Origin of the sequence: Streptomyces tubbatahanensis, from assembly GCF_022699385.1 — a bacterium.
GTDB classification, from domain to species: domain Bacteria; phylum Actinomycetota; class Actinomycetes; order Streptomycetales; family Streptomycetaceae; genus Streptomyces; species Streptomyces diacarni.
Map to the genome: position 1 here is coordinate 7477672 of NZ_CP093846.1, position 16132 is coordinate 7493803.

The 16132-nt window shown below is 71.6% G+C and carries 17 protein-coding genes; 3 read left to right on the forward strand and 14 right to left on the reverse strand.

Going from position 1 to position 16132, the window contains the following annotated elements; all coding sequences use genetic code 11:
* Positions 1 to 120 precede the first annotated feature (120 nt).
* Entirely contained in the window at positions 121 to 1548 is a 1428-nt protein-coding gene (gad, locus tag MMF93_RS32070) for a glutamate decarboxylase (protein WP_242756709.1), read from the forward strand.
* Positions 1549 to 1625: 77 nt separating this feature from the next.
* On the opposite strand, the gene MMF93_RS32075 is transcribed toward gad, so the two are convergent.
* The 4 genes from MMF93_RS32075 to MMF93_RS32090 are packed head-to-tail and all read right to left on the reverse strand — an operon-like array spanning position 1626 to position 5941.
* Complete coding sequence (locus MMF93_RS32075; RefSeq protein ID WP_242756711.1) at positions 1626 to 2477, reverse strand: carbohydrate ABC transporter permease; 852 nt, start codon at positions 2475 to 2477, stop codon at positions 1626 to 1628.
* On the reverse strand, positions 2467 to 3429 hold the full coding sequence (locus tag MMF93_RS32080; protein ID WP_242756713.1) for a carbohydrate ABC transporter permease: 963 nt from the start codon (positions 3427 to 3429) through the stop codon (positions 2467 to 2469). The genes MMF93_RS32075 and MMF93_RS32080 overlap by 11 nt, the downstream gene beginning before the upstream one ends.
* Positions 3426 to 4802, reverse strand: coding sequence for an ABC transporter substrate-binding protein (locus tag MMF93_RS32085; RefSeq protein WP_242756715.1), 1377 nt, complete (start codon positions 4800 to 4802; stop codon positions 3426 to 3428). Before MMF93_RS32085 ends, MMF93_RS32080 begins: the two co-directional genes overlap by 4 nt.
* Before the next feature lie 50 nt (positions 4803 to 4852).
* Positions 4853 to 5941 (reverse strand): glycoside hydrolase family 172 protein, encoded by a 1089-nt coding sequence (locus tag MMF93_RS32090; RefSeq protein WP_242756716.1) that lies wholly within the window; start codon positions 5939 to 5941, stop codon positions 4853 to 4855.
* A gap of 350 nt (positions 5942 to 6291) precedes the next feature.
* Between MMF93_RS32090 and MMF93_RS32095 the strand changes: the two genes are divergently transcribed.
* Positions 6292 to 7926, forward strand: coding sequence for a fucose isomerase (locus tag MMF93_RS32095; protein ID WP_242756718.1), 1635 nt, complete (start codon positions 6292 to 6294; stop codon positions 7924 to 7926).
* Between the two features lie 132 nt (positions 7927 to 8058).
* Here the strand turns inward: MMF93_RS32095 and MMF93_RS32100 are convergent, their stop codons facing one another.
* From MMF93_RS32100 to MMF93_RS32140, 9 genes are all read right to left on the reverse strand, one after another.
* Entirely contained in the window at positions 8059 to 8754 is a 696-nt protein-coding gene (locus MMF93_RS32100) for a bifunctional 4-hydroxy-2-oxoglutarate aldolase/2-dehydro-3-deoxy-phosphogluconate aldolase (protein ID WP_242756719.1), read from the reverse strand.
* Positions 8751 to 9023: an HPr family phosphocarrier protein gene (locus MMF93_RS32105; protein ID WP_242756721.1), complete on the reverse strand. Its 273-nt coding sequence runs from the start codon at positions 9021 to 9023 to the stop codon at positions 8751 to 8753. Before MMF93_RS32105 ends, MMF93_RS32100 begins: the two co-directional genes overlap by 4 nt.
* A gap of 127 nt (positions 9024 to 9150) precedes the next feature.
* Positions 9151 to 10326 carry a DgaE family pyridoxal phosphate-dependent ammonia lyase gene (locus MMF93_RS32110; protein WP_242756723.1) on the reverse strand — a complete coding sequence of 392 codons (1176 nt, stop codon included), beginning with the start codon at positions 10324 to 10326 and terminating at the stop codon, positions 9151 to 9153.
* A gap of 32 nt (positions 10327 to 10358) precedes the next feature.
* Complete coding sequence (locus tag MMF93_RS32115; protein WP_242756725.1) at positions 10359 to 11102, reverse strand: DUF4310 family protein; 744 nt, start codon at positions 11100 to 11102, stop codon at positions 10359 to 10361.
* 17 nt (positions 11103 to 11119) lie between these two features.
* On the reverse strand, positions 11120 to 11911 hold the full coding sequence (locus MMF93_RS32120; protein ID WP_242756727.1) for a DUF4311 domain-containing protein: 792 nt from the start codon (positions 11909 to 11911) through the stop codon (positions 11120 to 11122).
* A 7-nt stretch (positions 11912 to 11918) separates the two neighbouring features.
* Positions 11919 to 12254: a DUF4312 family protein gene (locus MMF93_RS32125; protein ID WP_242756729.1), complete on the reverse strand. Its 336-nt coding sequence runs from the start codon at positions 12252 to 12254 to the stop codon at positions 11919 to 11921.
* Positions 12251 to 12616 carry a glycine-rich SFCGS family protein gene (locus tag MMF93_RS32130; protein WP_242756731.1) on the reverse strand — a complete coding sequence of 122 codons (366 nt, stop codon included), beginning with the start codon at positions 12614 to 12616 and terminating at the stop codon, positions 12251 to 12253. The genes MMF93_RS32125 and MMF93_RS32130 overlap by 4 nt, the downstream gene beginning before the upstream one ends.
* A gap of 18 nt (positions 12617 to 12634) precedes the next feature.
* Entirely contained in the window at positions 12635 to 13036 is a 402-nt protein-coding gene (locus MMF93_RS32135; RefSeq protein WP_242756733.1) for a hypothetical protein, read from the reverse strand.
* Positions 13033 to 14175 carry an amidohydrolase/deacetylase family metallohydrolase gene (locus MMF93_RS32140; RefSeq protein ID WP_242756735.1) on the reverse strand — a complete coding sequence of 381 codons (1143 nt, stop codon included), beginning with the start codon at positions 14173 to 14175 and terminating at the stop codon, positions 13033 to 13035. Before MMF93_RS32140 ends, MMF93_RS32135 begins: the two co-directional genes overlap by 4 nt.
* Positions 14176 to 14310: 135 nt before the next feature.
* Here MMF93_RS32140 and MMF93_RS32145 point away from each other — a divergent pair, with 135 nt between their 5' ends.
* Complete coding sequence (locus tag MMF93_RS32145) at positions 14311 to 15066, forward strand: IclR family transcriptional regulator (protein WP_242756737.1); 756 nt, start codon at positions 14311 to 14313, stop codon at positions 15064 to 15066.
* Positions 15067 to 15194: 128 nt separating this feature from the next.
* On the opposite strand, the gene MMF93_RS32150 is transcribed toward MMF93_RS32145, so the two are convergent.
* Positions 15195 to 15965 (reverse strand): DUF4232 domain-containing protein, encoded by a 771-nt coding sequence (locus MMF93_RS32150; RefSeq protein WP_242756739.1) that lies wholly within the window; start codon positions 15963 to 15965, stop codon positions 15195 to 15197.
* Between the last annotated feature and the right edge of the window lie 167 nt (positions 15966 to 16132).

Below are 16132 nucleotides of genomic sequence, written 5' to 3' on the forward strand. Positions count from 1 at the left end.
GCCACCCCTCACTGGCACCGGGCCGACGAGGGCCCCCGGCTCGCCGTGCCGGAAACGTCGGCCCCGCATACGCTCGACCTGTCGCCTTCCGTCACCGCCGACCGGTCGAGAGGGGATCTCGTGGCCGTCCATCATGGTGCGCCGCGCCGGGACGCGGACTCCCGGCGCGGGACGCTGTCGGTCAACCCGTTCCACACCGCGGCAGACCCCGCCGCCGGCATGCGGGCCACACCCCCCGTGGACCGTATGCCCGACGAGGCGATGGCGCCCGAGACCACGTACAACCTCGTGCGCGACGAGTTGATGCTCGACGGCAACGCCCGGCTGAACCTGGCCACCTTCGTGACCACGTGGATGGAGCCGCAGGCCGACGCGCTGATGGCCGAGTGCAGTGCCAAGAACATGATCGACAAGGACGAGTACCCCCGGACGGCGGAGCTGGAGCGCCGCTGTGTGGCGATGCTCGCCGACCTGTGGCACGCCGTCGACCCCCAGCAGGCCGTGGGCTGCTCCACGACCGGGTCGAGCGAGGCGTGCATGCTCGCCGGAATGGCCCTCAAGCGGCGCTGGTCGCGCCGCGGCGCGGAAGGGCGCGGGACCCCGGCCGGCGCCAGGCCCAACCTCGTCATGGGCGTGAACGTCCAGGTGTGCTGGGAGAAGTTCTGCAACTTCTGGGAGGTCGAGCCGCGGCTGGTGCCCATGGAGGGGGAGCGCTTCCACCTGGATCCGCAGGCCGCGGCCGAACTGTGCGACGAGAACACGATCGGCGTCGTGGGGATCCTCGGATCCACCTTCGACGGCTCCTACGAACCCATCGCGGACCTGTGTGCCGCGCTGGACGCCCTGCGCGAACGCACGGGCCTGGACGTCCCTGTCCATGTGGACGGTGCCTCGGGCGCGATGGTCGCGCCGTTCCTCGATCCTGACCTGGTGTGGGACTTCCGCCTGGAGCGCGTCGCCTCCATCAACACCTCGGGGCACAAGTACGGTCTCGTGTATCCGGGAGTGGGCTGGGTGCTGTGGCGGGACGCCGAGAGCCTCCCGGAGGAACTGGTCTTCCGCGTGAACTACCTCGGCGGTGACATGCCCACCTACGCGCTGAACTTCTCCCGCCCCGGCGCGCAGGTGGCCGCCCAGTACTACACCTTCCTGCGGCTGGGCCGGGCAGGCTTCCGGGCCGTCCAGCAGGCAGCACGGGATGTGGCACACACCCTCGCCGAGGGCATCGCGCGGCTGGAGGACTTCCGCCTGCTCACCCGCGGGGACGACCTGCCGGTACTGGCCTTCACCACCGCGCCGGGCGTCTCGGCCTACACCGTCTTCGACGTCTCACGGCGCCTCCGCGAGGACGGCTGGCTCGTCCCCGCCTACACCTTCCCGCCGCACCGGCAGGACCTCTCCGTGCTGCGCATCGTCTGCCGCAACGGCTTCACCGCCGACCTGGCCGGCCTGCTGCTCGACTCCTTGGACCGGCTGACGCCCGAACTGCGCCGCCAGCCGGGCCCGCTGGAGCGCGACGAGCGGAAGGCGACCGGATTCCACCACTGAGCCACCCAGTCCGCTGAGCCACCCTGTCCGTCCGGTCGTCCCCGGTCAGTGGGGGCCGGTGCGCCGTCGCCGTGCCGTCACTTCAGCCCGGACGTCTTGACCGACTCCACGATCTGCCGCTGGAAGGCGAAGAAGAGCAGCAGCATGGGCAGCGCGGCCACCGTCGCGGCCGCGAGGATGTAGTTCCAGTTGGATCCGTACTGCGTCTGGAACGAGGCGATGCCCAGCTGCACGACCGTCAGGTCCTGGTCGCTGGTGGCGACCAGCGGCCACACGAAGGCGTTCCAGTTGGCGAGGAAGAAGAAGATGGCCAGGGCGGAGAGGATGGGCCGGGACATCGGCAGGACGATGTTCCAGTACACCCGCCAGTGGCCGCAGCCGTCCACGACCGCCGCCTCTTCCAGCTCCCTGGGCAACTGGAGGTAGAACTGGCGCAGCAGGAAGATGCCGAAGGCGTTGAAGACGGCCGGGACGATCAGCCCCGCGTAACTGTCGAGCAGGTGCAGCTGGCGGGCCACCATGAACAGCGGGATCAGCACGACGGGGGGAGTGACCAGCAGTGTCGCGAAGATCGCTCCGAAGAGCCTGTCGCGCCCTGGGAAGCGCAGCCGCGCCAGCGCGTAGGCGGCCATCGAGTGGAAGAACAGCGCCACCACCGTGATCACCGCGGAGGTGAAGAAGCTGTTCCACAGGTAGCGCGCGAACGGTACCTCGGTGAAGACGTAGACGAAGTTGCCGAGCGTGAAGTCGCGCGGGAGCGGGTTGCCGTCGGTCACGGTCGTCCTGGTCTTGAAGGACGAGGAGACCATCCACAGCACCGGGAAGAGGCTGATCAACGACACGATGACGGCCAGCACCGTCAGCCCGCCGCGGGAGGAGACCGGCCCCCGCCCGCCGCCCGGCCTGCCCGCCATGGGATCACTCGCCATCGTCGAACCTCCCGCCTCTCGTGACCGTGAAGAGCACCGCCGAGACGACGACCATGATCAGCACCAGGAACGAGCCCATGGCCGACGCGTAGCCGTACTCTCCGAAGCCGAAGGCCTGTTGGTAGATGTAGAAGATGGCCAGGGACGTGCCGTTCGCGGGGCCGCCGTTCGTCAGCACGAAGATCAGGTCGAGACCGCCGGTGAGGGCGGCGACCGTGGACATCAACAGGACGAAGAAACTGGTGGGGCGCAGCAGCGGCCAGGTGATCGTGCGGAAGGTGGTCCACGGGCCCGCACCGTCGAGCCGCGCGGCCTCGTAGTACTCGCGGGGGATCTCCTGCAACCCGGCCAGGAAAATGATCATGTAGTAGCCCATCATCACCCACACCGTGACGGCGATGACGCAGCCGAGAGCCAGCCCCGGACTGCCCAGCCAGGACGCGCCGTCGAACCCGGCGGCGCGCATAGCCCGGTTGACCACGCCGGTCTGCTCGTCGAGCAGGAACTTCCACAGCACGCCCACGACGACGAGGCTGATGACGTACGGCATGAACAGCGCGGTGCGGTAGGCGCCGACACCCGGCAGCCGCTGCTTGACCAGCAGGCCGAGACCGAGGCTCACGCAGAAGAGCACGGGCACGAGGACCACCACGTACAGGCCGGTGATCTTCATCGAGTCCCAGAACAGCGGGTCGCCCATCATCCGCCGGTAGTTGCCGAGCCCGATCCACTCGTAGGAGCCGAAGCCGCTGACCTGGAAGAAGCTCAGCGCGAAGGAGAGCACCATGGGGAGCGCGACGAAGACCAGCAGCCCGAGCACATCGGGTGCCAGGAAGAGCCCCGCGGCCAGCCACTCGCGGCGTTCGCGGCGCAGGCGCGGGCCCTTCGACGCGCTGGAGGCCCCAGCCGGTGCGGTGGTCGCACGGCGCTCCGGTGTGACGACGCCACTCATAGCAGGCTCGCCCCCTTGTAGCTCTCGGTGTAGGCGGCGATGGCGCTGGCGGCTCTCTCCGTCTCGCCCGCCACCCCGCGGTCGGCGAGCATGGTGCCCTGGATGGCGTCGGAGATCGCCTTGTAGACGACCGGGGGATAGCGCGGCTCGGCGCGGCCGCCGGGGAAGATCTCGTCCTTGAACCGCCGCATGACGGCCGAGTCGTAGCCGCCCTGGGCCGCGCCGCGCTCCAGCGCGCTCTCGCGCGGTGCGACATCGGACTTGGCGCCGACACACCAGTCCACCATCCGGTCCACGGCGTCGTCCTGCATGGAGCCCAGTGCCCAGACACAGAACTCGGCCGCGGCCTCGGCGTTGCCGCTGTGGGCGTTCGCGGCGAAGGACCAGCCGCCCAGTGCGGTGAGGTATCTGCCGCCGGGGGGCACCGGCAGCTTGAAGACCCCGTACCTGAACGCGGGCGCGTACGCCGAGAAGCTCGACACGTTCCAGATGCCCTGCTGCCACATGGCGACGTTGCCGCCCTTGAACCCGCTGATGACATCGCCGGCGGCGGGAGGGGTGCGCGGCGCGATGCCGTGCCGCACCGCGTCCTGCCACAGCTGGAGGGCCTGGCGGGTGGCCTTGGAGTCGAAGGCGACCTCGCCGCTCTCGTCCAGGACCTCGCCTCCGCCCTGCCACATCCACGGGTACCAGGTGAAGTTCTGCAGATAGCCGGGGCTGGTCTCGAAGACGAGTCCCGCCCGGGTCTTGGCGCGCAGCTTGTCGCCGATGTCGAGCATCCGGTCCCAGCTGGTGGGGATGTCGGCCTCGGACAGGCCGGCCTTCTCCCACACGTCCTGGGCGTAGAACATCGCCAGCGGCTCCACCTCCATGGGCAGGGCGTAGACCCTGCCGTCGACCGTGCGGCTGTCGAGTGCGGAGCCGAAGTCCTCGACGGCCTCCTTGGCCATGTGCGGCGTCAGGTCGGCCAGCACGCCGCCGTTGTAGTAGCGCAGGAAGTCTCCGGGGGAGAGGAGGAAGACGTCGGGTCCCTCGCCTGTGGCGAAGGCGGACGGCAGCTTGAAGCCGTTGATGTAGGTGTTGCGCGGCAGGTAGACGAGGTCGATCTGGGTCTTGTGGGTGGCGTTCCACCGGGCCACGGTGTCGACGAACCACTGCGACTGCGCGTTGACCGCCGGGTCGGGCGAGCGCTGTGGTCCGTAGAAGTTCCAAAACCGCAGGCGGCCCGTGTCGGCGCGGGCCGTACCGCAGCCGGTGAGCAGCGCGGGGGACGCCGCGGCCGCCCCGGCACCGGCCGTCGCGGCGAGGAACCGGCGGCGGGTGGCGCCGGGGGGTGCGGCCGCACGCTCGGCGGCGGCGCGGTGGTGGAGCATGCGCGCGCTCCTGTCGGGAGGGGGACGGGTACGGGGGGGCGGGACGGGGGTCAGTCGACTTCGAGTGCCGTCAGATCCGGCGTGGCGGGGCGGGAGGCGCAGGCGGGCGCGTCGAGATAGAAGAGCGAGGTGCTGGCGATGTCGTCGCTGGTGTGCCGGTAGCGGTGCGGCAGGCCGTTGCCCTGGCCCGGACCGATGCCGAGGCTCTGCACGGTCACCCGCAGGTCCGCACCGAACCTGACCGGGTCCGGGACGTGCCAGCGGTACATCCCGAACCGCTGCTGGCTGCGGTAGAGCCCGTCAGGGCGCAGGATCTGGTTCAGCCCGAGATACGGGGTGGTGTAGGAGGTGTAGCCCTGGCCGGGGACGTCGAAGTTCCAGGCACCGCCGAAGTAGTCCTCTGTCCCGGTGCCGCAGATCGAGGGGTAGGTGTCGCCGTCGAGGTAGAACTTCAGCTCGCCCTCGCCCCACCACCCCGGGCTGTTGGTGCCCCAGGCCAGATAGGTGCCGACATAGCATCCGGCGCCCGTCACCCCGTCGAGCAGGGTGTGCACGTCGCCGTAGGGTACCGGGTGGCTGCGGCGCCACTGGGCGTGGAACCAGGACGCGTCCTCCTCGACATCGCCCAACTCGTAGTCCACCTGGTAGTAGAGGGTGACCTTCTCGGCGCCGAGGTTCTCCAGGGTCAGCCGCGCCCGGCGCCGGAAGGGCATCGGCCAGTACGCGTTGAAGCCGCCGTTGGGGTTGGCGGCGACGGGGACGGACGAGACCTGGCTGAAGGTGTTCCAGCCGTTGCAGAAGAAGTCACCGAGCGGCACCTCGACGGCCGGCTCCTCTTCGCCCTCCCAGTACATCCGCAGCAGGGTGCTGCGCCAGGCCGCGTGCGGGTCGGTGGTGCACCACAGGTGGCGGATGGTGCCGGGGCCCTCGATGTCGGCGAGCTCCGCGCTCTCTTCGGGGGCGATGTCGATGCTGGGGGAGATCTTCCAGCCCGGCCCCAGCCGTCCTGCCGCCACCGCGCCGGTGCCTTCCGTGGCACGGCCGCCGCCGGACTTGGCACCGGTGCGGTTCTCGGCGCTGAGGGAACGGCTCACCGCGTGTGTCCTGCGGGTGAGGCCGTCGAGTCCAAAGGTCGTCATCGTCTCTTGCCCTCGTGGTGGGGTATGTGGCGCGCGCCGCGGTCTCGGACAGGCACCGTGGCGCACGGGGAAACGAGGCGGCACCGGTCAGCGGCGCGGGCTCGTGAAATCCATTTCACCGAAACGTAGAGAGGGCCTCCGAGAGTGTCAAGAGGTGGGCTCGCCCCGGTCGGTGGCGGTGCGGATACGGGCCCTTCCGCAGGGCTTTGGCCGGGGCGCCGTCCCTGTTGTGCGCTCTCTTGACCTTGAAATCGATTTCTGCCACTGTCCCAGGTCATGTCGGGGCCGACTGCCGGCTGTTCCGATCCGCCGACCCGCCCGGGGCCGGAAGTACGACCAACGGAGACCGCATGACCACCTACGCCCTCCCCGCGCCCAGCCAACCGCCCGCCGCCGCGCCGCACACCGTCTACACCGTGGCCAGCGGAGACCTGCGCCCCGCCGCCAACACCACCTGCTGGCCCACCCAGGAGAAGCTGGAGAGCGACCTGGCCGCGGCGGTCGTGGACGCCGGCTGGACCGTGCGACGGGGCCACGACGTCGACCCGGACAAGGGCCACGGGTTCATCGACAGTCAGCGGGCGGGCATCGAGGTCTTCAAGCAACTGCCGCCCGACGCGCCGCTGATCGTCGTCGAGGGCGTCTGGCAGTACAGCCACCACGTGCTGGCCGGACTGCGCAGCCATCGGGGGCCCGTCCTGATCGTCGCCAACTGGAGCGGCGAGTTCCCCGGGCTGGTCGGACTGCTGAACCTGGCCGGGAGTCTCACCAAGGCGGGGCGTGACTATTCGGTGCTGTGGAGCGCCGACTTCACCGACGACTGGGCCCGGCAGGGGCTGCGCACCTGGCTGGAGACCGGAACGCTCAGCCACGACACAGGCCATGTGCGCCCACTGCCGCCGCTCCCGCGTGACCCGGAGACGGAACTGGGCGCGGCGCTCGCCCGGCAGCTGCGCCACGAGAAGGCGATCATCGGCGTCTTCGACGAGGGCTGCATGGGCATGTACAACGCCATCATCGACGACGAACTCCTCAACCCGCTCGGCGTCTACAAGGAGCGCCTGTCCCAAAGCGCCCTGGTCGCCGAGATGCGGAAGGTCTCAGACGAGGAGGCCCAGCAGGTCCGCGACTGGCTCGACGACGCCGGCATGACGTTCCACACCGGCACGGACGAGGCGACCGAGCTGACCGACGCGCAGCTGCTCAGCCAGTTCAGGATGTACATAGCCGCGCTGCGGATCGCCGACGACTTCGGGCTCGACGCGGTCGGCATCCAATACCAGCAGGGGCTCAAGGACACCGTGCCGGCCAGCGACCTCGCCGAGGGACTGCTCAACAACGTCGAGCGCCCGGCAGTCCGCAGCAGGGACGGCTCCCGCGAGCTGTATCCGGGCGTGCCGCTGCCGCACTTCAACGAGGTGGACGAGGGCGTCGCCGTCGACTCACTGGTCACCAACCGCATCTGGACGGCGATGGGCCTCGACCCGGCCACCACGCTGCACGACATCAGGTGGGGCGAGGAGTACGAGGGCCGGTTCGTGTGGGTCTTCGAGATCTCAGGTTCGGTGCCCGCCTCCCACAACGGCGGCTACGACAAGTCGTACAGCATGCGGCAGCCCCCGATGTTCTTCCCGCTCGGCGGCGGCACCCTCAGCGGCGTCTCCAAGCCGGGGGAGATCGTCTGGTCCCGGGTCTTCGTGATGAACGGCCGTCTCCACGTCGACCTCGGCCGCGGTACGTCGGTCGAGCTGCCGCGGGAGGAGACCCGGCGGCGGCTGGACGCCACCAATCCGCAGTGGCCGATCATGCACGCCGTGCTGCACGGCGTCAGCCGCGACCAGTTCATGGCCCGGCACCGCGCCAACCACCTCAACGTGGCCTACGGCGCGGACGCGGACACCGCGGACAAGGCGCTGCGCGCCAAGGCGGCGCTCTTCGCCGAGCTGGGGGTCGAGGTGCACCTGTGCGGCGACGTCCGGTGGTGACCGTGGCCGCCGCCGCGCGGGCGGCGGCCGGACCCACCCGGGGGCGGCGCCCGCGCGTCGGCGGCCCGGTCCGCGCGGAGCCCGGCTCGCCGCCGGGCCCGAGCCCGGCCGCCTGAGAGCGCGTTGTCCCACTCAGGCGCCGGCCCCCGCTGCCCGCTGCTTCCGCAGCCGCTCCAGCGCCGCGGGCACGTCGTCGGCCTCGGCCAGCTCCCTGCCGATGCTCACGGTGAAGGCACCGGCGGCCAGCCAGTCGGCGGCGGTCTCCAGCCGCACCCCGCCGGTCGCCATGATCCGGGCTCCCGGCAGCACCGAGCGCAGGGAGCGCAGATACGCGAGGCCGCCCACGTGAGCGGGGAAGAGCTTGGCGACGCCGCGCAGCGCGGCGGCCCGCAGCTCCGTCGGACTGTGCCCGCCCTCGACGAACAGCCGGTCGGCCGCGTCCACCACACCCCGCACCTCGGGGACCTGGAACGGGCTGACGAGGAAGTGGGCGCCGGCCTCCAGCGCCGACTCGGCGACGGACGCCGAGGTCACGGTGCCCAGCCCCAGCAGGACGCCGGGCTCCTGCCGTGTCCACCTGGCGACCAGTTCCTGCCAGCCGGGCGTGGTCGCGGTGAACTCGAAGGCGCGCACGCCCGCTCGCCACAGCGTGCGGGCCAGCCGGTCGGCGCTCTCCGCGTCGTGCGCCCGCACGGTCGGTACGATCCGCGCCGTCTCCAGCCGGTCGATGACCGACCGCAGGGCAGGGGACAGATGGGCGGTGGAGCCGAGGTCCGCGACGGGTGCGTCCTGGGAGCCGGGCGCCGCCGGCTGCCGGGCGGCGCTCATGCGGGGGCCGCGATACCGACGAGGGTCTCCAGCGCGCTGTCCGCGTCGTCTCCGCTGGCGCGCAGCACGATCTCGTCGCCGCAGCGGATGTTGAGCGTCATGAGCGACAGCACGCTGTGCGCTGGGACACCGGCCGCCTCGGGCCCGGCGTCCACGCGGGCGACGGTCACCTCGGCCGCCGCCTGGGCGGCCGCCTGGGCGAAGGCCGCCGCCGGGCGGGCGTGCAGACCGGCCGCTTCGGTGACCTTGAGGCGTCGTTCGACCGTCATCACGGGATGATCTCCTTGCATGTGTGGGTGTCTTGTGCCGCGGGGGCAGTGCGTGCGCGGCGACCGCCGGGGCGTCCGTGCACTGGGAGGGAGCGGTTCAGCTGAGATCGGTGCGTCTCGGCCGGGGTCAGTTCTGCGGGGCGGCACCGAGCAGCTCCGTCAGCCGGCGCACCACCGCCTCCTCTTCGTCCGCCGTCAGACAGCGCGGGTCCACGGCCAGGCGGCCCGAGCCCGCGTGGTGGTCGCGGAGGAAGACCGGCGGGCTGCCCGCGGCGAGTTCGGCCGCCAGCCCGGTCGCGTCCCGTCCCGCGCGCACCGGATCGACCAGCAGCTGTGCGCGGTGGATGTCGCGGCCCGCCTCGTCGGGCACGACGCGGGCCGTGATGCCTGCCAGTGTGTCCAGCCGGGCAGCCAGCCGTGCCATACGGTCGTGGTGGACGCCCTGGCCCTTTCGGAGATCCTGACCGCCCTCCGAGGACGCGGCGTGCTCCCGCACCGCGCGCACCAGCCCGAGCACCGTCTCCTTGCCGACCTTCATCGGCCGGCCGATGCCGCCGTACTGGGCCCGGCAGGCGGCGACCAGCTCCGCGGACCCGCAGACGAGGCCGGACGTCGGGCCGCCGAGAGCCTTGCCGCCGCTGAAGACGACCAGGTCGGCGCCGGTCGAGGTCCAGGCCCGCGGGTCCTCCTCCGCCGCGGCGTCGACGATCACGGGCACCCCGTACTCCCGGCCCACCGCGACCACCTCCGCGAGGGACGGCATGCCCTTTTGGACCGCGTGGTGCGACTGGACGTACAGCAGCGCCGCCGTGCGCTCCCCGATCGCCCCGGCGAGGTGCGCGGCGCGCACCTTGTTGGCCGAGCCGACCTCGACCGGCCTGCCGCCGCCGAGGGCGATCATCTGCCGGACCGGGGCCCCGAAGTGCACCGCGTGCCCCTTGGGCAGGACGACCTCGTGGGGCCTGCCGCCCGGATCGGGCAGTGCCTCGATCCTGGCCAGGTCCTCGCCGGCGATCAGCGCGGCGACGGCCAGGGCGATACCGGACGCGGCGCCCGTGGTGGGACAGACGTCCTGGCTGCCGGTCGCCGCCGCCAGGTCCCGGCCCGCCGCCACGAGCAGCTCGTCCATCACGACGTGGCTGCGTGCGGCCTCGGCCATCGCCGCGATCACCCCGTCGCTGAGCCTGCTGCCGCCGAGCGCGGTCATCTTGCCGTTGCCGTTGAGGGCGGGGGCCAGGCCCAGTTCCTCGTACAGGGAGGGCGGGGGAGCGGGGGTGGGGGAAGGGGAGAGGGAGTCGGTCATGGTGCCTTTCTCCGCTGTCGTGACGGGGGAGTTCACTTGCCGGTGAGGGGGAAGAACAGGCCGAAGAGCATCGCGCCGAGAATGGCGCCGCCGGTCAGCGGCTTCTTCCACCAGTAGAAGAGCAGCGCGCCCAGGGTGGAGCCGAGCCCCACGGGGATGGAGGCCGTCGCGGCGGCGATGATGACCAGAGGTCCCAGATAGCGGCCCGCCGAGTTGCCGGCGCCCATCATGACGTCGGCGCCGAAGGTGGAGGTGTTGCCGGTCGAGTTGACGGTCGCGCGGCGGATCAGCAGGATCACGCAGCCGATCGCGAATCCGATCACCGCGCCGGTGGGCAGCGCCAGCCAGAAGTGCTCCAAAGGCGCGGTGACGCCGCCCGCCAGCAGCATGGCGGGGATACCGATGCCCACGCCGGTCTGCAGAGAGCCGCCGATGTCCAGGATGCCGACCATCGGGCCCTCGATGACGCGGGCGAAGAGGAAGCCCGCGCCGAAGGCGGCCGCCGCCCCGTAACTCCCGTTCTCCATACCGCCCTTGAGGAGGGCGGTGACCGCGACGTCGCTGAAGGTGCCGGTGCGGTAGACGTAGTAGAGGTGTGTGCCGGTGAAGATGCCCGCCGCGAGGGTGGCGACGAAGAGCGGGAAGGCCCACTCCGAGAGCCAGAAGCTGCCCTCGCCCGGTATCTTGAGGGCTTTCGACGTGGTGGCGGGGGTGCGCTGCGCGCCGGAGGCGGCGGTCGCCGCGCCGGGAGTCGCGCCGGAATCCGCGTGCGCCATGCCTGTGCTCCTGCCTCTCAGTCCGTCGGGGTGGTGCCGGTCGCGTCGTGGAAGCGGCTCAGCCAGTGCGGTACGTCGGCCTTCATCTGCTGGAGCAGTTGGATGTCCACCCCGCGCAGCAGGGCGCTCACCGCGAAGAGGGCCACGACGGCGCCCACCAGCACCCGGGTCACCCGGGTGCGCCCCAGGTCGTCCAGGGCCTTGCCGACGACGATGCCGAGCACGATCCCGGGCACGGCGTTGCCCATCACGACGTGCGCCAGGCCGCCCAGCGCGGTGCCCCAGCCGCCGGTGCGCCGCCCCGCGTCGACGGCCGCCATCCAGAACACGATGGGCATCACGGGGTTGATCAGCCACTCGGACGCGGGCCCCAGCACCTCGGCAGCGACCTTCTGCAGCGAGTGCGGGATCGAGGCGGCGGTGGTGTTGAGCACCGAGACCAGGACGAGGCCGACACCCGCGCCGAAGAACGCCATGCGCCGGGGGTTGTGCAGCGTCTCGGCGAGGTTGCGGTTGCGGGTCATGGACAGCGCGGCCGCCCAGTGCGGCACGATGCGGTGGTCCACGTCGGAGGTCAGCGCGCCGGTGCCGACCGCGCTGGCCCAGGCGTTGAAGAAGAACCCGAAGCCGAAGGAGAAGTGCGCCACCGGGTCGTTCTCGCAGGCGTTCAGCTCGCCCAGCGTCCGGAACGCGCCCATGCCCTGCACCTTGGGCGCGTGGAACATGCGGGCCACCCCGGCGGAGGCACCGAAGCCGATGAGGGCGCCGATGACCATGGATTCCAGCAGGATGGTGAGGGTCTCGTTCACGGCCGTCTCACCTCATGCGCAGCGCGTGCTGGAGCGGGGTCAGCCGCTCCTCGCGCACGGTGAAGTCGACCGCGTCCAGATCCAGCGCCGCGACCCGCACCTCTATCCGGAGTGTGAGGGAGAAGCGGGACCTGGTACGGGCGAACAGCAGGCCCAAGAAGCGCTCCCGCCAGCGGTGCTCGACGGCCTCGACGACCTCCAGGTCCACCGGCTCCACGCGGAAGCACACGCCGGTGGTGCGCTCGCCCGCGGCCTGCCGCACCCGGGCCATCGCGTCGGCGAACGCCTTGTCGCGCGTCGGGCCCGTGCCGGTGAGCCGCAGGATGTGCCGGGTGTGTTTCATGCGGTCTCCCCCAGCTTCTTCAGCAGCGCCTCGGTGACCGCGTAGCCCAGCTCCTCGCTGTCGAGGAAACCGAAGCCGAGGACGGTGCGGCCCTGCTCGACGGCGGTGACGCCCGCCTGGGCCGTGCGCATGCCGAACTCGATGTCGTGGCCGTACTTGGCCTTCGCCGTCACCGCGCCGGCCCCGCCGCTGCCGCAGAAGGAGATGCCGAGTGCGGCGCCTTCCGCGGCCATGACGTCCCCGACCTTCATGTCGGCGCCGGGCCCCGGAATCAGCACGGGTTCGGCGCCCGCGGCCCGTACCCCGTCGGCGACGGCCTGTCCCTTGCCCAGCCGGTGCCCGATCACGATTTTGACGCTCATGTGTGTCTCCTGGTGTCTTCAGTGGGTCTCGGAAGCGGACGCGTGCGCCACCTCGAAGTGCAGCGCGAACAGCAGGACCTCGCTGTCGGGCGCGGTGAAGGAGCGGGGGCCGCAGAAGGCGTCGACGAGCCGCCTGGCCGCGGCCAGCCGGGCGGTGGGGACTTCGTCGTAGAGGAGGCCGTCGAGCTCCGGCAGGCTCTCGCGGTCGCGGACCCGTCTGACGAAGGCCAGCGCGTGCACGGCGAGGGCCAGCAGCCTCTCGTCGTCCAGGCGCACGTGCTCCTGGCGGGCGTGCAGCAGGATCAGGGGGAGCAACTCGTCGAGCTCGGCGCGGTCCTCGGCGCCGACGGGCGTGGTGTCGGCGACGTTGGCCGCCAGCCGTTCCAGCACCTCGGCGGCGCGACCGGGGGCGGGGGTCATACCGTCTCCTCCCGGTGGGCGACCAGGTGGGGCCGGCCCGCGACGACGGCGCCGCGCGGCAGGAGGCCGCGATCCCCCTCGTACTGTTCGCCGTCCGCGTCGGTGAGCGTCACAGGGCCGTCTCGCAGTTCGAGCAGGCTCAGGTCGGCGAGCGCGCCGGGGCGCAGCGTGCCGAGGTCGTCCCCGGCTCCGAGCACCCGGGCCGCCCGCGAGGTCGCGCAGGCCAGCACTTCGGTGAGCGGCATTCCCAGCGCCAGCAGTTTGCTCAGCGTCTCGGTGAGCGAGTGCACGGGGCCGCCTGTGTTGCGGTTGTGCAGGTCGGTGCTGGCCGTCCAGGGTCTGATGCCGGCGGCCAGGGCCCGCCGGGCCGTGCGGAACGCGAAGCTGGAGCTGCCGTGTCCGACGTCCAGCCGTACGCCGCGCTCCAGCGCCGCCCACACCTGGGGGAGTGGCTCGGGTCCCGTGCCGAAGAGGCCGCCGGGCTTGCCGTGGAAGGCGTGGGTGACCACGTCGCCGTCGCCGAGCAGTTCCAGTACCTCACCCAGGGCGGGAGGCTCGTTGCCGACGTGCACCATGACGGGCAGGCCGTGCGCGCCGGCCAGTTCCTTGGCGGCGCGCAGCGGCGCGAGGCCGCTGTCGCCGAGGACGGAACGGCTCATCCGGATCTTGAGTCCGCACACGGTCCCGGGCTCGGCGCGCAGCAGTGCCTCGCTCGCCTCCGGGTCCAGGTCGCGGCGGCCGCCGGAGAGTTCGGCGTGGCCTTGGACGAGCCCGTGCCGGGAGACGTTGAGCCAGGCGCGTACCCGGGTGCGGGCGGGGGCGATCACGTGGTCGCGGAAGTGCGCCCAGTCGTCGCTGCCGCAGCTGCCGGCGTCGACGACCGTGGTGACGCCTCGCTCGACCCCCGCGGAGTCGGCCGGTACGCCGAGCGCGGTGCGCCGGGGGTAGACGTGGGTGTGCAGGTCGATGAGGCCGGGGGAGACCAGCAGCCCGGTGGCGTCCACGGTCTGTTGGGCTTCGAGTGATCCCGGGGCACCGAGGCGGGCGATCCTCCCGTGTTGGACGGCGAGGTCGCCTCGCTGGATGGTGCCGCGCTCCGGATCGGCCAACAGACCGCCGGAAACGAGGAGTTCGTACATGCACGGCCGCCTTTCGCGGGCGTGGTGAAAAGGGCACGATGCGGTGGTCGGAGTACGCCAAGCGTTCCGTAGAATGGATTGGCGTTCCGTTCAGCGGATCGTTTGCTAACTAATCAGATGGCGTACGGAGGGTCAATGGATCGTGAGAAGTCGGTGTCCGCGGGCAACGCCGTCGCCAAGGCACTCCGCGTGCTCCAAGCGGTCGCACGGCCCGAACTCCCGCACCGCCTCAAGGACATCGCCGAGTGCGCGGGCGTCTCCAAGGCCAGCACCCACCGCATCCTCGCGACCCTGACGGAGGAGGGGTACGTCGTCGCCGACGGCGACGGGCGCTACGGCGTCGGCTTCCAACTCCGGGCACTGGCCGCGCAGGTCTTCTCCGACGACTCCGTCGGCATCGACGCCGTACTGCGCGCTCTGCAACAGCGGCTCGGGCAGGCCGTGCACCTCGCCGTCCTCAGCGGCGACCACGCCACATACACCCACAAAGTCGACCCCGGGCACGCCTACCGCATCGCCACGGAAGTCGGAACGCCGCTGCCGCTGCACGCCAGCGCGGCGGGAAAAGTGCTGCTCGCACACCTGCCGGAGGCCGAGACCGAGAACCTCCTGGACCGGGCGGGACTCCCCGCCCGCACCCCGCACACCCTCACGGACCCAGACGGGCTGCGCGTGGAGCTCGACCTCGTACGCAAGAGGGGCTACGCCACCGAGTACGAGGAAGCGGACGAGGCCGTGTGCTCACTCGCCGCCCCCGTCCTCGACCCCGAGGGCTACCCGATGGGCGCGGTCTCCGTCTCGTCCCTGGTCTTTCTCGTCACCCGTGAGCAGCTGCCGGGCTTCGCCCCCGCCGTCTGCCAGGCCGCCCAGGAGGTCTCCCGGCGCCTGTGACCCGGCGGGGTACCGCTGCCGGCGCCGTCAGACGCACGGCGCGGCAGCCGGCCCCGCACGGTGCGGGCCGCTCCCGCGGCGGGCCGAGGGGCCGCCCACCGGGCCGGGCCCGACGCCGCCCGGTGCGCTCACTTGCCGGCGCCGACAGGGCCGACCGTGACCCCGGGGCCGGACCCGTCGGTGACGGGGAGGTTGATCGTGGCCGGTACGGACTGCGAGGCGGTCTCGTTGGGCGGGGTGACCGTCAGGCTGTTGACGGTCACCCCGCTGCCACCGGTGTCGTTCGGCGGGTAGTGAAGGGTGAAGCGGGTCTCCTCGCCCGGTTCGATGCTGACCGACGGAGCCGGGGCGTTGTTGCGGTTGGCGCTGAGAGAGCCCTCCCGCGTCTGCAGATCGACTCCCGGGAAGCCGTGGAGCGTGCACGCGGCCGAGCCGGTGTTCCGCATGTTCACCAGCATCGTGCCCTCGCCCATGCCGGGCGAGCTGCTGAAAGCGAGCCCCGAGGTCTTGCACGGCCCGGTGCCGGACGACCCCTCTCCGGGCCCCGACCCCTCTTCCTCCCCGGAGGAGCCCGAGCCGCCGCTGCCCGGCGAGTCTGTCGACTCCTTGCCTTTCCCGGCCTTCCCGTCCTCGGAGCGCGACGACTCGGAGGGGGAGGCGGACTTCTTCGCGGACTTGTCCCCGGGGGAGTCACCCGGCGCGGGTGCTGCTTCTCCGTTGACCTTCTTCGGGGCGGACGCGTCCGCCCCCTCCCCGCCGCATCCGGTCAGGAGGGCTGCGGCCAGACCCACCGCGGCGACCGTCGCGAGGCGCGGTCCCCTCGCGACCCGCCGTGCGGCGGCCCCCGCCTCGTCGGCCCGCCCGGTCGCCCGCGCGGTGTGCTTCTGCTGTTCCCTCACTGCCGTCCTTTCCTGATCATCTCGTCGCGAACCGTGCGCCGGGCACGGACAGCCGCCGCCCCCTGACTCAGGCGGCCCCCGTGCCGTACACGGAGTCCGATGCCCGGCCCGGCGGAAAAGTTCGCGACGGAACGTGGCGTATCAAAACTGTGCATAGCGGACCAACG

Excerpts from the sequence above, each read along its gene's own strand:
- MMF93_RS32075 (WP_242756711.1), bottom strand. The coding sequence starts at position 2,477 with ATGGCGAGTGATCCCATGGCGGGCAGGCCGGGCGGCGGGCGGGGGCCG.
- MMF93_RS32080 (WP_242756713.1), bottom strand. The coding sequence starts at position 3,429 with ATGAGTGGCGTCGTCACACCGGAGCGCCGTGCGACCACCGCACCGGCT.
- MMF93_RS32085 (WP_242756715.1), bottom strand. The coding sequence starts at position 4,802 with ATGCTCCACCACCGCGCCGCCGCCGAGCGTGCGGCCGCACCCCCCGGC.
- MMF93_RS32090 (WP_242756716.1), bottom strand. The coding sequence starts at position 5,941 with ATGACGACCTTTGGACTCGACGGCCTCACCCGCAGGACACACGCGGTG.
- MMF93_RS32095 (WP_242756718.1), top strand. The coding sequence starts at position 6,292 with ATGACCACCTACGCCCTCCCCGCGCCCAGCCAACCGCCCGCCGCCGCG.
- MMF93_RS32100 (WP_242756719.1), bottom strand. The coding sequence starts at position 8,754 with ATGAGCGCCGCCCGGCAGCCGGCGGCGCCCGGCTCCCAGGACGCACCC.
- MMF93_RS32105 (WP_242756721.1), bottom strand. The coding sequence starts at position 9,023 with ATGACGGTCGAACGACGCCTCAAGGTCACCGAAGCGGCCGGTCTGCAC.
- MMF93_RS32110 (WP_242756723.1), bottom strand. The coding sequence starts at position 10,326 with ATGACCGACTCCCTCTCCCCTTCCCCCACCCCCGCTCCCCCGCCCTCC.
- MMF93_RS32115 (WP_242756725.1), bottom strand. The coding sequence starts at position 11,102 with ATGGCGCACGCGGATTCCGGCGCGACTCCCGGCGCGGCGACCGCCGCC.
- MMF93_RS32125 (WP_242756729.1), bottom strand. The coding sequence starts at position 12,254 with ATGAAACACACCCGGCACATCCTGCGGCTCACCGGCACGGGCCCGACG.
- MMF93_RS32130 (WP_242756731.1), bottom strand. The coding sequence starts at position 12,616 with ATGAGCGTCAAAATCGTGATCGGGCACCGGCTGGGCAAGGGACAGGCC.
- MMF93_RS32135 (WP_242756733.1), bottom strand. The coding sequence starts at position 13,036 with ATGACCCCCGCCCCCGGTCGCGCCGCCGAGGTGCTGGAACGGCTGGCG.
- MMF93_RS32140 (WP_242756735.1), bottom strand. The coding sequence starts at position 14,175 with ATGTACGAACTCCTCGTTTCCGGCGGTCTGTTGGCCGATCCGGAGCGC.
- MMF93_RS32145 (WP_242756737.1), top strand. The coding sequence starts at position 14,311 with ATGGATCGTGAGAAGTCGGTGTCCGCGGGCAACGCCGTCGCCAAGGCA.